Below are 14,160 nucleotides of genomic sequence, written 5' to 3'. Positions count from 1 at the left end.
GCCCGACACGGCGGGCGGGGCGGCATGCCCGGCACGGCCAGCGGCGGCACCACGGCCACGGCGCGAGCCGCGGGACACGGCGGGACGCCCGCCGGCCGGTCGCGTAACGTCGGCGTAACGAGGCGGGTGGAGACTGGTCGGTCAGGCCGGGTCGACCCCGGTCGCAGGTGCGCAAGGTGTCGCGAGGGGTGGAAGTGGACCGTCAGCAGGAGTTCGTCCTCCGTACGCTGGAAGAGCGGGACATCCGGTTCGTCCGGCTGTGGTTCACCGACGTGCTGGGCACGCTCAAGAGCGTGTCGGTGGCCCCCGCCGAGCTGGAGGCGGCCTTCGAGGAGGGCATCGGGTTCGACGGCTCGGCGATCGAGGGCTTCGCCCGGGTCTTCGAGTCCGACATGGTGGCCATGCCCGACCCGACCACCTTCCAGGTCTTCCCGTTCGAGGGCGGGGCGAGCGGCGAGAGCGCGCGGATGTTCTGCGACATCCTGCTGCCCGACGGCGGCCCGTCCTGGGCCGACCCGCGCCACGTGCTGCGCCGGGCGCTGTCCAGGGCGGCCGAGAAGGGCTTCACCTTCTACACCCACCCCGAGATCGAGTTCTTCCTGCTGGAGAACGGCCCGATGGACGGCTCGGTGCCCGTCCCGGTCGACACCGGCGGCTACTTCGAGCACACCACCCACGCCGTGGCCCGCGACTTCCGCCGGCAGGCCGTGCTGGCGCTGGAGCGGATCGGCATCTCGGTCGAGTTCAGCCACCACGAGGTGGCCCCCGGCCAGCAGGAGATCGACCTGCGCTACGCCGACGCGCTCACCACCGCCGACAACATCATGACCTTCCGGCACGTGGTCAAGGAGGTGGCGCTCTCCACCGGCGTGCAGGCCACCTTCATGCCGAAGCCGTTCACCGACCAGCCGGGCAGCGGCATGCACACCCACCTGTCGCTGTTCGAGGGCGAGCGCAACGCGTTCCACGACGCCGGCGACCCGATGAAGCTGTCCAAGGTGGCGCGAGCCTTCATCGCCGGGCTGCTGGTGCACGCCCGGGAATACACGGCCGTCACCAACCAGTGGGTCAACTCCTACAAGCGGCTGTTCCCGCAGGCGCTGCCGGACCGGGTCACCGAGAGCCCCGCGTACGTCTGCTGGGGTCACCTGAACCGGTCCGCGCTGGTCCGGGTCCCCGCCTACGGCAAGCCGAACTCGGCCCGCGTCGAGGTCCGCTCGCCGGACTCGGCGGCCAACCCCTACCTGGCCTTCGCGGTGCTGCTCGGCGCCGGGATGAAGGGCATCGAGGAGGGCTACGAGCTGCCGCCCGGCGCCGAGGACGACGTGTGGTCGCTGACCAGCGCCGAGCGCCGGGCGATGGGCTACGAGCCGCTGCCGGAGAACCTCTCCGAGGCGATCGACGTGATGGCCGGCTCCGAGCTGGTCGCCGAGGTGCTCGGCGAGCACGTCTTCGACTTCTTCCTGCGCAACAAGCGGGCGGAGTGGGAGCAGTACCGCCGCGAGGTCACGCCCTACGAGCGGCAGCGCTACCTGTCGCTGTAGGGCGAGGGCTGCCGGGCTGGCGCGGTGCCGCTATCGTCTCGGTCACCGCGCCGGCATCCACGCCGGGCGCAGAGTTCGGGAGGCAGTCGGTGCTGGAAGACCTGCTCAGCGGAGCATGGCAGAGCGTGGTGTTCGGGGTCGTCGGGGTGGCCCTGATGGCGGCCGGGTTCGGGCTGGTCGACATGCTCACTCCGGGCAGGCTGCGGGAGCTGATCTGGGTACGCCGCAACGGCAACGCCGCGCTGCTGCTGGCGGCCAACCAGCTCGGCATCGCCGGCATCGTGTTCACCGCGATCCTGACCAGCTACAGCGACTTCGCCAGGGGGCTCGCCTCCACCCTCGTCTTCGGCCTCGTCGGGCTGGTCATCATGGCGCTGGCGTTCTTCGTGCTGGACCTGCTGACCCCCGGCAAGCTCGGCGAGATCATCTGCTCGGACGAGCCGCACCCGGCGGCCCGGGTCAGCGCCGCCACGCACTTCGGCGCCGCGCTGATCGTCTGCGCCTGCATCGCCTGAGCTCTCCCGTCACACCCCCGTCGTAGGTTGCGGGGGTGAACCGGACGGACCGTCTCTACGCCCTCGTCGAGGAGCTGCGCGCCGTGTCGCCACGGCCGCGCAGCGCCCGCTGGCTCGCCGACCGCTTCGAGGTGAGCACGCGCACCATCGAGCGCGACGTCGGCGCGCTGCAGGAGTCCGGTGTGCCGATCTGGGCCGAGCAGGGCCGCACCGGCGGCTACGTGATCGACCGGGCGCGCACCCTGCCGCCGGTCAACCTCAGCCCCGTCGAGGCGGTCGCCATGGCGGTGGCGCTGCACCGGATGCGCGGCACCCCGTTCGCCGCCGCGGCCGGCACCGCCCTGCGCAAGCTGCTCGCCGTGATGCCCGCCGCCGACGCCGCCGAGGCGCACCGGCTCGCCGCCCGGGTGCACCTGATCGGCGACGGGCCGGTGGCGCCCGTCCCGGCCGTCGTCGCCGACGCGGTGCGCGCGCGGCGCGTGCTGCGCATCCGCTACGCCGACCGCGCGGGCGCCGGCTCGCTGCGCGACGTGGAGCCGCTGGGCTACCTCGGCAACCCCCGGCACTGGTACCTGCTGGGCTGGTGCCGGCTGCGCGACGGCATCCGCGCCTTCCGTACCGACCGGATCACCTCGGTCACGAGGCTGGCCGAGCGGGTGCCCGAGCGCGAGCTGGCCGCCGACGACCTCGACATCCCCACCGAACGGGTCCGTCGGCTCAGTCTCGTCTGAGGCGGGACAGCACGACCCTGCCGCGCACGGCATCCTGTTCCTTCCAGATGGTCCGCAGGAGGAGTCGACGACGTGCCCGACGCGCTCAGCTACGCCGATGCCGTACGCCTGCTCGGCGCGGAGAAGAGCAAGCTCGTCGACTGGTTCGACAAGCTGACCGGCTGGTCGCTGCTCGGTGCCTCCGCAGCCGGCGTGCCGGACGCGTTGGGCATCTTCGACGCGAAGGCGGAGTTCGTCCGGCTCGGCCACGAACTGGTGCGTGACGTGGTCGAGAAGCGCTCCGGGCTGTCCCGGTACGGCCGCACGCAGCGGCTGGAGGCGGCGCACGCGGTGATCGCGGTGACCGCCTTCTTCCAGGCGCTCGACGAGATCGATCTGCCCTTCGACGTGGCGAGCGCCCGGATCAGCAAGGCCGAGCAGTTGTCGTTGGCCGGCGCGGGAGCGGTGCACGAGGCGCCCCTCACGGACGCGTTCTTCGCCACCGCGGCGCCGCTGCCCGGCCCGCAGCTGCCCTACCCCGCGTGGCGTCGTGCCCTGGTCGCCTACTACGGCGGGCTCGTCGGCCGGCTGCTGCACCTCCTGCGCGGCCTGGCCGTGTGGGAGGCCGCCGACGACCGGCGGAGACGGGCCACCGAGGAGGGGCTGCTCCGGCTGCCCGTCGCCGCCGCCGACCGGCACCGCGATCTGCTGACCCAGCTCGCGGTGGACTTCGGCGAGGTGTCGTTCTGGATCGGCCTGCACGAGCACGAGGCGACCAGGACGCAGGTCCGGGCCCTCTCGGTGGGGCTGGACGAGATGCGGCGGGCGCTGGCGGCACTGTCCACGGGACGCTCACCCGACGACCGCCGGGCGGCGCTCGCCCTGGCGTACGCCGCGCAGCTGAGGCGGCCCATCATCTCGTCCGGGGACGTGCCGACCGGGCTGACGGTGCCGACGCTCGGTGAGGCGTACGTGCCGCCGCTGTGTCGGATCGAGGAACTGCCCGCCCACGCCCGAGCGAGCGACGAGGCGTGGTGGGACGGGCGGACGCTGCGTGACGACCTGTGGCAGTCCCTGGTCGTGCACCTCACCTCGCCGAACGCCACCCGCGCCCCGCTTCTGGTGCTCGGCCAGCCGGGCTCCGGCAAGTCCGTGCTGACCCGGATCCTCGCCGCGCAGTTGCCGGCCGCCGACTTCATGGTGGTGCGGGTGGTGCTGCGGGACGTCTACGCCGCCGGGGAGCTCCAGGACCAGATCGAGCAGGCGGTCCGCGGCGACACCGGCGAGCGGGTGGACTGGCCCGGGCTGTCCCGGTCCGCCGGTGACGCACTGCCGGTCGTGCTGCTCGACGGCTTCGACGAGCTGTTGCAGGCCACCGGGGTCAGCCAGACCGACTACCTGCGCCGGGTGGCGGCCTTCCAGCGGCGCGAGGCCGACCAGGGGCGGCCGGTGGCGGTGCTGGTGACCAGCCGCACCAGCGTCGCGGACCGGGCGCAGCCGCCGCCCGGCACCGTCGCGGTGCGGTTGGAGCCGTTCGACGACGACCAGGTGCGGGCCTGGATCGCCACCTGGAACCGGGTCAACGTCGGGACGTTCCGGTCGCTCGGCGTGCGGCCGCTGGAGCCGGCGACGGTGCTGGCCCACCGTGAGCTGGCCGAGCAGCCGCTGTTGCTGCTGATGTTGGCGCTCTACGACGCCCAGGGCAACGACCTGCGGTCGGCCGGCGAGCTGCGCCGCAGCGAGCTCTACGAGCGCCTGCTGCGCAGCTTCGGCCGCCGGGAGGTCATCAAGCACCGGCCGGGCCTGCCCGAGCGGGACCTGGACCGGGCGACGGAGAACGAGCTGCGCAGGTTGTCGATCGTGGCGTTCGGCATGTTCAACCGGGGCGTGCAGTGGGTCACCGAGAACGACTTCGAGGCGGATCTCGCCGCGCTGCCGTTCCTGGGCAGCCACCCGACGGCCGTCGCCACCGACGGGCACCTGCGCACCCCGCTGCGACCCGCCGAGGTCGTCCTCGGTCGCTTCTTCTTCGTGCACCGCGCACAGGCGACGCGGGACGACACCCGGGCCGGGACGTACGAGTTCCTGCACGCCACCTTCGGCGAGTTCCTGATCGCCCGCACGATCTCGCTGGTGCTCGGTGACCTGGCGGCCCGGGAGGCGAGCGCCCTGCTCGGAGCCACGTCGACGGAGGACGACGCGCTGCACGCGCTGCTGTCCTTCGCGACCCTGACCGGACGCACCCCGATCGTCACCTTCCTCACCGAGATCCTGACGTCGTGGGGCGGGAGCCGGCAGGACGCCGTGGCCGACATGCTGCTGCGCCTGTTCCGGGCGGCGGCCGGCCGGCGGCCGGCGCGGCACTTCGAGTCGTACCAGCCCCGGCCGTTGTCGGTCCCGGCGCGTCACGCGGTGTACGGCGTGAACCTGCTCGTGCTGGTGCTGGCCGCGAGGGGGAGGCTGCGGGCGACCGAGCTCCATCCCGACGGCGACGACGCGGTGGCCGAGTGGCACCGACAGACCCTCTTCTGGCGGTCCCAGCTCAGCCACGCCGAGTACGACAGCCTGCTGCGCGTCGTGCGGGTCGAGCGGACGCGGACGGCAAGGCGACGCGACCTCCTGCTCTCCGTCGAGGAAGGTAGGGCCGAGTCGCCACCGCCGGCGGGTGACCTCCGCTGGTTCGTCCCCGGATCCGCCGACGAGGGTCCTTCGGAGGACGCGGAGGGCTACTACTCGATCCCCGGAGCCGACTTCGCCCTCCTCGCTCGGGCCGCGCACTTCGAGTGCGACCCGAGCCTCGACGCGGCGCTGCACGCGCTGGGACCGCTGGGCCGGCCGCTCGACGCGCTCGACGGCTTCTGGACGTTCGCGGACGGCGACCGGTCGGAAGCCCGCCTCCTGGTCGACGTGTCGCTTCTTCCGATCCTCGGCACCAGGGCGCCGGAGCGGGAGCGGGCCTACGCACGCCTGCTGGCCACGGTGGACGAGGAGGACGAGGTACCGCAGCCGCCGGTGATGGGGTTCGTACTGGACCGGATCTCGACCGACCCCGAGGTGTCCGCCGAGTTCGTCGTCGAGGTGCTGCGTCGTCTCCAACGGGACGCGACGATCGTCGGCTCCCTCCTGGCGTCGGCAGCCCGCTGCGTCCTTGCCTTCCTCGGCCGCGACCCGCAGACCGACCTCGGGCTCGGTGAGCAGGTCGACGGCCTGATCGCCGGCGCGCAGTGGTTCGCCGGCGCCGGCGGCCGTCGGCTCGACTGGCTGAGCGTCGACACCGCGGAGCTGGTGGTCCGCACCCACGAGGCGGGCGTGCGGCGGTATCCCGTGTCGGCGGCCGAGGTGGAGAGCTTCCGCACCCGGCACGGTGCCCACCGCCCCGATCTGGTCGCGCGGTTGCGTCCGCTCACCGACCCGGCCGAGTGACGGTCGGTTCCGTCGGAAACACCGACAGGACGGTGTCGCGGACAGGGCGGAGGCTGACTCCTGACGGCGCCGGCCGGGCGGCCGCCGCGCGAACGGGAGGCGACACATGTCCACGACCACCAACGGGGTCAACTGGTTCGAGGTCGGCACCGACCGACCGGAGGAGACCGGGCGCTTCTACACCGACCTGTTCGGTTGGGTGTTCGGCGAGCAGGGGACGCCGGAGGCGTCGTACCGGGTGACGGAGCCGGGGCCGGCGGGGTCCATCCAGGGCGCGGTCCGGGACACCGGCGGGACGAGCCCGAACTACGCCATCTTCTACGTGCAGGTGGCCGACGTGGCCGACGCCGTCGGGCGGGCGGAGGCGGCGGGCGGCACGGTGCTGGTGGCGCCGAAGTCCAACGACAACGGGCTCACCTTCGCCCACCTGGCCGACCCTGCCGGCAACCACTTCGGCGTCTACGCCCCGCCTCCGGGGGCCTGAGCCTCGCCGGCCGGGGCCGCGTGTCCGGTCGCGCGGGGCGAGCGGACAAACGGGTTGCACCGGCGCGGGCGGGCGGCGAGGGTGTGCGGGCGGCAGGCTTCGCCCGGGCGGGGCAGGTGACGGAAGGTGACCCTCGTGACGATGTCAGCGAAGATCCGGGAAGTTCCCCTGACGGGCGCCGGCGCCGGCCCGTACGGCATCACGGTGGGCCCCGACGGCGCGCTGTGGCTGACGCTGGTCCACGCCGGCGCGATCGCCCGGGTGGGTGCGGACGGTGAGCCGCGCACCTGGCCGGTGGCGGCCGACAGCCGGCCGTTGATCATCACGCCGGGCCCGGACGGCGCCCTCTGGTTCACCCGCTCCGGCGACGACCGGATCGGCCGGATCACCACCGGCGGCGAGCTGAGCGCCGTCGTGCTCCCGGCCGGCACCGGCCCCTGCGGCATCGCCGAGGGTCCCGACGGCGCCCTCTGGTACGCGGCGATGACCTCCGACACGATCGGGCGGGTCACCGCCGACGGGGACGTCACCGAGTTTCCGCTGCCGGTGAGCGGCGGCTTCGCCTCGATGGTCGCCGCGGGGCCCGACGAGGCCGTCTGGTTCACGCTCAACCGGGCGAACGCGGTCGGCCGGATCGGCATGGACGGCGCGGTGACCCTGCACGCGTTGCCGACCGAGGGGGCCGCCCCGGTCGGCATCACGGCCGGCGTCGACGGGGCGCTCTGGTTCGTCGAGATCGGCGCCGGTCAGCTCGGCCGGATCACCTCGGACGGGCGGATCACCGAGTACCCGCTGCCGGACCGGGCCGCCCGGCCGCACGCGATCGTCGCCGACCCGACCGGCGGCTGCTGGTACACCGAGTGGGGCGGCAACCGGATCGGCCACGTCGCCCCGGACGGCGCGATCGTCACCCACGACCTGCCGACCCCGGCCTGCGAACCGCACGGCCTCACGGTCGGCCCGGACGGCACGATCTGGGCCGCCCTGGAGACGGGCCACCTGGCCCACCTGACCCCCTGACCGACCTGCCGCCGGTCGCGCACCGGCAGCCGGGTCAGCGGACGGCGGGGGTGACGGCGAGGGTGCCGGTTTCCGTGTCGAGGGTGGCCTCGGTGCCGACCGGGACGGTGAGCTGGCCGGGACCGTGCCCGATGGGTAGGCCGCCGAGGACGGGGACGCCGAGGTCGCCGAGGCGCTCGCGGAGCACGTCGGCGACACCGACCGACCAGCCGTCGGCGCAGCCGGTGAACTGGCCCACCGCCACCCCGGCCAGCCCGTCCAGGACCCCGGCGCGGCGGAGCTGGGTGAGCATCCGGTCGACCTTGTAGGGCGGCTCCTGGACGTCCTCGACGAGCAGGATCGCGCCGGTCAGGTCCGGCATGTCCCGGGTGCCCAGCGACGCCGCGACCAGGCAGAGGTTGCCGCCCAGCAGTGGACCGGTGGCCCGCCCGGGCACGCGCACCCCGAAGGTCTCCTCCTCGGCGACGGCGCTGACCGTGACCGGCTCGGTGGTCATCAGGGCGGCGTGCAGCGACTCGGCCGAGCGCAGCGGCGTGCGCTCCTCCGACCAGGCCGCCCCCGGGCCGTGCACCCCGGCCAGCCGCGCGCCCCGCCAGAGCGCGAACTGCAACGCGGTGATGTCGGAGAAGCCGGCGACCACCTTCGGGTCCCGGCGTACGGCGGCCATGTCGATCGCGTCGACGATCCGCTGCGCGCCGTAGCCGCCCCGGGTGCAGATCACCCCGCGCACCCCGGGATCGGCGAACGCCGCGTTCAGGTCGGCGGCGCGCAGTTCGTCGGCGCCGGCGAGGTAGCCCTGCCGGGCGTACGCGTTCGGCGCCAGCACCGGCCGCAGTCCCCAGCCGGTGAGCAGTTCGATGCCGCGGGCCACCCGTTCCGGCCGGGTCGGCCCGGACGGCGACACCAGCATCACCGTGTCGCCGGGGCGCAGCACCGGCGGTCGTACGGCGGTGGCGGGGCTCGTGCGGGCATGGTCGGACACAGCGGCAGAGCCTAGTCGCGTACGCGCAGCGCCGGGCACGGCACCGGCGGAGGCGTTCCGGGGTGCGTCGGGGGCACCGGCTAGCCTCGACGTCGTGGCTACCGCGCTGGTGATCGAGAACGACCCGACCGACGACGTCCGCCGGCTGGGGGAGTGGCTGACGGAAGCCGGCCTCGACCTGTTGGTGGTCCGCGCCCACGCCGGTGACGAGATTCCCGCCGACCTGACGGGCTACTCGGCGCTGGTGGTGCTCGGCGGCGGGCTGCCGCCCTACCCGCTGCCCGACGGGTCGCCCGGCGCGCCCTGGCTGCCGGCGCTGGAGGGGCTGCTGCGCAAGGCCGTCCGGCACCGGGTGCCGACCCTCGGCATCTGCCTCGGCGCGCAGCTGCTGGCCACCGCGCACGCCGGCGAGGTGGTGCGCAGCCCGAGCGGTCCGGAGGTCGGCCCCTGCGTGGTCGGCAAGCGGGACGCCGCCGACACCGACCCGCTCTTCCGCTACGTCCCGCTGATGCCCGACGTGTTCCAGTGGCACGCCGACGAGATCACCGAGCTGCCCCGGGGCGCCACCCTGCTGGCCGCCTCCACCCGCTATCCCCACCAGGCGTTCCGCCTCGGCGACCGGGCCTGGGGGTTGCAGTTCCACATCGAGTGCGACACCGCGATGATCGCCGACTGGGCCGCCGACTCGAGGCTGCTGGCCGAGCTGGGCTACGACCCCGACCTGGTGGTGGCGGCCTGTCACGACGTGATGGTCGACGTCGAGGAGGTCTGGCAGCCGTTCGCCGCCCGGTTCGCCGCCCTGGCCCTGGGCGAGCTGGACGACGCCACGCCCCGCCGTAGCCTGCCCCTGCTCGGGCAGTGATGAGCCGGCCGGCCAGGGCCGCGGGACGGCTCGCCCGCTACGGCTTCGGCACCGACGCCACCCGCGCCGCCGACCTGCTCGGCCCGGACGGGCTGGGGCTGTGGCGGCCGGAGGCGCAGGAACCCGCCGACGACCGCGCGGCGGAGCTGCTCGCCGCGCTCTCCCGGGCCGCCGACCCCGACCTGGCGCTGCGCCAGCTGCACCGCATCGTCGAGGCCGAGCGCCGCACGGCCCCGGAGGGGGCGCCGTCGGCGCTGCTGGCGGCGCTCGCGGACGATCCCGGCCTGCGCCGCCGGCTGCTCGCCGTGCTGGGTGCCTCCTCCGCGCTGGGCGACCACCTGGTCGCCAACTCCGACCAGTGGCCGGCCCTGGGCACCGCCCCGGACGGGCTGGCGCCGACCGCCGAGGGACGGCTGGACCTGTCCGGCGACGGGCAGCCGGTGGCGGTGCTGCGCAAGGCGTACCGGCTGGCGCTGCTGCGGATCGCGGCCGCCGACCTGACCGGCGGCCGGGGCCTGGAGCAGACGATGGCCGCGCTCTCCGCGCTGGCCGACGCGACCCTGGCGGCGGCGTACGAGATCGCGGTCGGCGAGCTGCCGGAGGGCACCCCCCGGCCCCGGCTCGCCGTCGTGGCGATGGGCAAGTGCGGCGGCGACGAGCTGAACTACGTCTCCGACGTCGACGTGATCTTCGTGGCCGCGGAGGACGACGACCTCGCCGCGGCCACCACGGTCGCCACCCGGCTGATCCACGTCTGCGGGCTCGTCGCCTGGCCGGTCGACGCCGCCCTGCGCCCGGAGGGCAACCGGGGGCCGCTGGTGCGGACGCTGGCCAGCCACCTCGCCTACTACCGGCGCTGGGCGCGCACCTGGGAGTTCCAGGCGCTGCTCAAGGCGCGGCCGGCGGCCGGCGACCTGGCGCTGGGCCGGGAGTGGATCGAGCAGCTCGCCCCGCTGGTGTGGCGGGCCGCCGAGCGGCCCGAGGCGGTCGAGGACGTCCGCGCCATGCGGCGCAGGATCATCGACAACATCCCGCCGAAGGAGCTGGAGCGCGAGATCAAGCGCGGCCCGGGCGGGCTGCGCGACATCGAGTTCGCCGTGCAGCTGCTGCAACTGGTGCACGGCCGGGGCGACGAGTCGCTGCGGGTGCCCGGCACCATCCCGGCGCTGCGCGCGCTGGTCGCCGGCGGTTACGTCGGCCGGGCCGACGGCGAGGCGCTGCTGCGCGGCTACCGCTTCCTGCGCGGCGTCGAGCACCGCCTGCAGCTGCAGGGGTTGCGTCGCACCCACACCGTGCCGACCGAGCCGACCGCGCTGCGCTGGCTGGCGGCCGCGCTGGGCCACACCGCCACGCCGGGCCGCAGCGCCGTCGAGGAGTTCCGCGCCGAGTGGGTCACCCACGCCACCGAGGTACGCCGGCTGCACGCCAAGCTGCTCTACCGGCCCCTGCTGGAGTCGGTGGCCCGGGTGCCGGCCGACGGGCTGCGGCTGACCCCCGAGGCGGCCCGGCACCGGCTGGAGATCCTCGGCTTCGCCGACCCCGCCGGGGCGCTGCGTCACCTGCAGGCCCTCACCGGCGGGGTGAGCCGAACCGCCGCCATCCAGCGCACCCTGCTGCCCGTGCTGCTCAGCGAGTTCGCCGACGCCCCCGAGCCCGACCGGGGCCTGCTCAACTACCGGCAGGTCTCCGACAAGCTCGGCAGCACCCCCTGGTACCTGCGCCTGCTGCGCGACTCCGGGCCGGTGGCCCGCCGGCTGGCCCGGGTGCTCTCCTCCTCCCGGTACGCCGCCGACCTGCTGGCCCGCGAGCCGGAGGCGCTGCGGCTGCTGGCCGAGGAGAGCGAGCTGACCCCCCGGCCCCGCGCGGTCCTCTGCGAGGGGTTCGCCGCCGCCGCGGCCCGGCACGGCGACCCGGTCGAGGCCACCCGGGCGATCCGGGCGCTGCGCCGCCGGGAACTGGTCCGGATCGCGTGCGCCGACCTGCTGAGCCGGGCCGGCTCGCTGGCTCCGGCACCGCCCCGGCCCGACGGCGGACGGGCCGCGCTGGGGCTGGCCGACGTGACCGCCGTCGGCACCGCCCTGGCGGACGTCACCGACGCCACGCTGGCCGCCGCGCTGCGGGCCGCCCGCGCCACCCAACCGCCCGTGCCGGGGCTGCGCTTCGCCGTGATCGGCGTGGGCCGCCTCGGCGGGTACGAGTCCAACTACCTCTCCGACGCCGACGTGCTCTTCGTCTACGACGCGCCGGCCGGGGCGGGCGACGGCGCGGCCGGTGCCGCGCGGGCGACCGCCGAGGAGCTGCGCCGGCTGCTCGGCATGCCCGCACCCGACCCGGCGCTGGGCGTGGACGCCGACCTGCGCCCGGAGGGCCGGCAGGGCCCGCTGGTGCGCAGCCTCGCCGCCTACGCGCAGTACTACGCCCGCTGGTCGAAGGTGTGGGAGGCGCAGGCGCTGCTGCGCGCCCGGTTCGTCTGCGGCGACGCCGACCTCGGCGCCGAGTTCGAGGCGATGGTCGACCCGGTGCGCCACCCGGCCGACGGGCTGACCCGCGAGCAGGTGGTGGAGATCCGCCGGATAAAGGCGCGGGTGGAGCACGAGCGGCTGCCCCGGGGCGCCGACCCCGCCACCCACACCAAGCTGGGGCGGGGTGGCCTCGCCGACGTCGAGTGGGCGGTGCAGCTGCTCCAGCTCCGGCACGCGGGGACGATCCCGGCGCTGCGCGGCACGCGTACGCTCGACGCCCTCGCGGCGGCCCGGGACGCGGGCCTGGTCGACCCGACGGACGCCACCGAGATGGCGGCCGGCTGGACGCTGGCCGCGCAGGTCCGCAACGCGCTGATGCTGGTGCGCGGCCGGGAGGGCGACCAGCTGCCCCGGCAGGGCGTCGAGCTGGCCGGGGTGGTCCGGCTGCTCGGCCGGGACGACCCCGGCGAGTTCCTCGACGAGTACCTGCGCACCTGCCGCCGCTCCCGGGCGGCGATGGAACGGGTGCTCGACGACTGAGCCCGCCGGCCGGGTGGCCGCCTCCCGCGGCCGGCGCGACTCTCAGCGGCGGCGGACCAGCACCACGTGGTCGACCAGCTCGCCGGGCTCGCCGTTCGGGCCGGTGGCCTGCCGGCGCGGGGCGTCGAGCCGCTCGGTGTCCCACCGGTCGGGGTCGAGATCGAGCGCGGCCAGGGTCTCCTGCGGGGTGGAGAAGCGGGCGTGCGCGTGGTCGTGCCGCCCCCACGGCGGGACCTCGCCGTGCTCGACGATCAGCAGCCGGCCGCCGGGGGCCACGGCCCGGGCCGCCGAGCGCAGCAGCTCCGCCCGGGGGAACTCCAGCGGCGACTGGAGGAACTGCGCGGAGACCAGGTCGTACCCGCCGGGCGGGAAGGTCCGGGTGAGGTCGTGCCGGCGGAACTCGACGCGCGACGCGACCCCGGCGGCGGCCGCCTCCTCGGCAGCCCGGGCCAGGGCGGTCTCGGAGACGTCGACGGCGGTCACCCGCCAGCCCCGCCCGGCCAGCCAGATCGCGTCGCCGCCCTCCCCGCAGCCGAGATCCAGCACGGTGCCGGCCGGCATCGAGCCGGCGACGTCGACCAGGATCGGGTTCGCCCGGCCGCTCCAGACCCGCTCGTGCCGCCCGTAGTGCTCCTCCCAGAACCGCGCGGTCTCCTCGTCCACGTCGGGGTGCCGCGGGTCGTGGTCGGTGGCCGCCCTGGTGTCGTGGTGCCGGTGCTCGCCGGTCGTCGCGTCGTGGTGCACGTCTCGTCCTCCTCCTGCGCTGCCTGACCTGCCGCCCCGATCGTGCGCGCCCGGCGGCGGAAGGAGCAAGCAGCGTTGCCGGAACGGCAAATGCACAGGAGGATGGTCAGCTGCCGAGCCGGTACTGCCCGGCGCGCGGCACGGTCACCGCCGTCCAGCCACCGCCGTCGTCGGCGACCGTGGCCCCGCCCGAGGCGGCCAGCCAGCGGTTGTGCCGCACCCGGACCGGCACCGTGCCGGCGGCCGGCGCCCGGAAGGTCAGCGAGGCGCCGTCCTGCGCGACCAGCTCGGCCGGCGCGCCGACGATCGGGGCCGGGTCGGCCACCGCCCAGACCCGCCAGTGCGGGCCGGACCAGACGGGCGTCAGGTAGGGCAGTCCGCCGGTGACCAGCTCGGCCTCGGCCCGCCCGACCCAGGACAGCGGGGCGTCCGGCACCGCGACGAACTGCACCGCGTTGTCGGTGAGCCAGGTTCGGTAGCTCGCGGCGGTCAGCGGCACCCCGGTGCCGGCCGCCCCCGGCACGGCGGTGAAGAAGAGCGGATTGCGGTCGATGTCGGCCTGCCGCAGCCAGCCCCGGGCCAGCGGCACCTCGCCCAGTCTCGCCGCCTCCCAGTAGTTGCGGGTCGGCGGGACCTCCACCCGGCCGGTGAGCCGCTGCCCGGCGAGGAACGCGCGCAGCGGCGCGAAGTAGGCCGCCCGGCTGGTCGGGTCGCCGACGCTGCGCAGGTCGGTGGGGGGCACCGGCGGCTGCCACCAGCACACCGCCGCCAGCAGCACGGCCAGCGCGACACCGCGCCGGGCCCGCGCGCCACCCGCCGCGCGGGTGGCGCACCGGTCCGGCCGCGCCGGGCGAGCCCCGCCGTCAGCGCGGCC

At 75.3% G+C, this 14,160-nt stretch carries 10 protein-coding genes and 1 pseudogene; 8 read left to right on the top strand and 3 right to left on the bottom strand.

Features of this window, described 5'->3' with window-relative positions; genetic code table 11:
• Positions 1–194 precede the first annotated feature (194 nt).
• The 6 genes from glnA (at position 195) to V6U77_RS25615 (ending at position 7,696) form a co-directional block, all read left to right on the top strand.
• Positions 195–1,544 carry a type I glutamate--ammonia ligase gene (gene glnA / locus V6U77_RS25640; protein WP_334609276.1) on the top strand — a complete coding sequence of 450 codons (1,350 nt, stop codon included), beginning with the start codon at positions 195–197 and terminating at the stop codon, positions 1,542–1,544.
• Positions 1,545–1,633: 89 nt separating this feature from the next.
• Positions 1,634–2,059, top strand: a complete 426-nt coding sequence (locus V6U77_RS25635; protein ID WP_151454027.1) for a DUF350 domain-containing protein — start codon at positions 1,634–1,636, stop codon at positions 2,057–2,059.
• A 35-nt stretch (positions 2,060–2,094) separates the two neighbouring features.
• On the top strand, positions 2,095–2,790 hold the full coding sequence (locus tag V6U77_RS25630; RefSeq protein WP_334609258.1) for a helix-turn-helix transcriptional regulator: 696 nt from the start codon (positions 2,095–2,097) through the stop codon (positions 2,788–2,790).
• A 72-nt stretch (positions 2,791–2,862) separates the two neighbouring features.
• Entirely contained in the window at positions 2,863–6,192 is a 3,330-nt protein-coding gene (locus V6U77_RS25625) for an NACHT domain-containing protein (RefSeq protein WP_334609257.1), read from the top strand.
• A gap of 106 nt (positions 6,193–6,298) precedes the next feature.
• Complete coding sequence (locus V6U77_RS25620; RefSeq protein WP_334609256.1) at positions 6,299–6,676, top strand: VOC family protein; 378 nt, start codon at positions 6,299–6,301, stop codon at positions 6,674–6,676.
• Between the two features lie 141 nt (positions 6,677–6,817).
• Positions 6,818–7,696, top strand: a complete 879-nt coding sequence (locus V6U77_RS25615; protein ID WP_334609274.1) for a Vgb family protein — start codon at positions 6,818–6,820, stop codon at positions 7,694–7,696.
• A 34-nt stretch (positions 7,697–7,730) separates the two neighbouring features.
• Here V6U77_RS25615 and V6U77_RS25610 read toward each other — a convergent pair whose 3' ends face one another.
• A complete protein-coding gene (locus tag V6U77_RS25610; protein ID WP_334609273.1) occupies positions 7,731–8,606 on the bottom strand; it encodes a S66 peptidase family protein in 876 nt (291 codons plus the stop codon).
• Between the two features lie 166 nt (positions 8,607–8,772).
• On the opposite strand from V6U77_RS25610, the gene V6U77_RS25605 reads away from it, so the two are divergent.
• Entirely contained in the window at positions 8,773–9,540 is a 768-nt protein-coding gene (locus tag V6U77_RS25605) for a type 1 glutamine amidotransferase (protein ID WP_334609255.1), read from the top strand.
• Complete coding sequence (locus tag V6U77_RS25600; RefSeq protein WP_334609254.1) at positions 9,540–12,542, top strand: bifunctional [glutamine synthetase] adenylyltransferase/[glutamine synthetase]-adenylyl-L-tyrosine phosphorylase; 3,003 nt, start codon at positions 9,540–9,542, stop codon at positions 12,540–12,542. Before V6U77_RS25605 ends, V6U77_RS25600 begins: the two co-directional genes overlap by 1 nt.
• 42 nt (positions 12,543–12,584) lie before the next feature.
• Here the strand turns inward: V6U77_RS25600 and V6U77_RS25595 are convergent, their stop codons facing one another.
• Both V6U77_RS25595 and V6U77_RS25590 read right to left on the bottom strand, forming a co-directional pair.
• On the bottom strand, positions 12,585–13,286 hold the full coding sequence (locus V6U77_RS25595; RefSeq protein WP_334609253.1) for a class I SAM-dependent methyltransferase: 702 nt from the start codon (positions 13,284–13,286) through the stop codon (positions 12,585–12,587).
• A 106-nt stretch (positions 13,287–13,392) separates the two neighbouring features.
• Positions 13,393–14,160 (bottom strand): annotated as a pseudogene (locus V6U77_RS25590) (hypothetical protein); the annotation flags it as partial.

The organism is Micromonospora sp. CPCC 205546 (genome assembly GCF_036902715.1).
Taxonomy (GTDB): Bacteria; Actinomycetota; Actinomycetes; order Mycobacteriales; family Micromonosporaceae; genus Micromonospora.
The sequence above is the reverse complement of the archived record's forward strand: the minus strand, read 5'-3'. Positions and strand labels throughout refer to the sequence as shown.

Bases quoted from the DNA above. Each gene is read 5' to 3' on its own strand.
- V6U77_RS25620 (WP_334609256.1), top strand. From the start codon at position 6,299: ATGTCCACGACCACCAACGGGGTCAACTGGTTCGAGGTCGGCACCGAC.
- V6U77_RS25615 (WP_334609274.1), top strand. From the start codon at position 6,818: ATGTCAGCGAAGATCCGGGAAGTTCCCCTGACGGGCGCCGGCGCCGGC.
- V6U77_RS25610 (WP_334609273.1), bottom strand. From the start codon at position 8,606: ATGCTGGTGTCGCCGTCCGGGCCGACCCGGCCGGAACGGGTGGCCCGC.
- V6U77_RS25600 (WP_334609254.1), top strand. From the start codon at position 9,540: ATGAGCCGGCCGGCCAGGGCCGCGGGACGGCTCGCCCGCTACGGCTTC.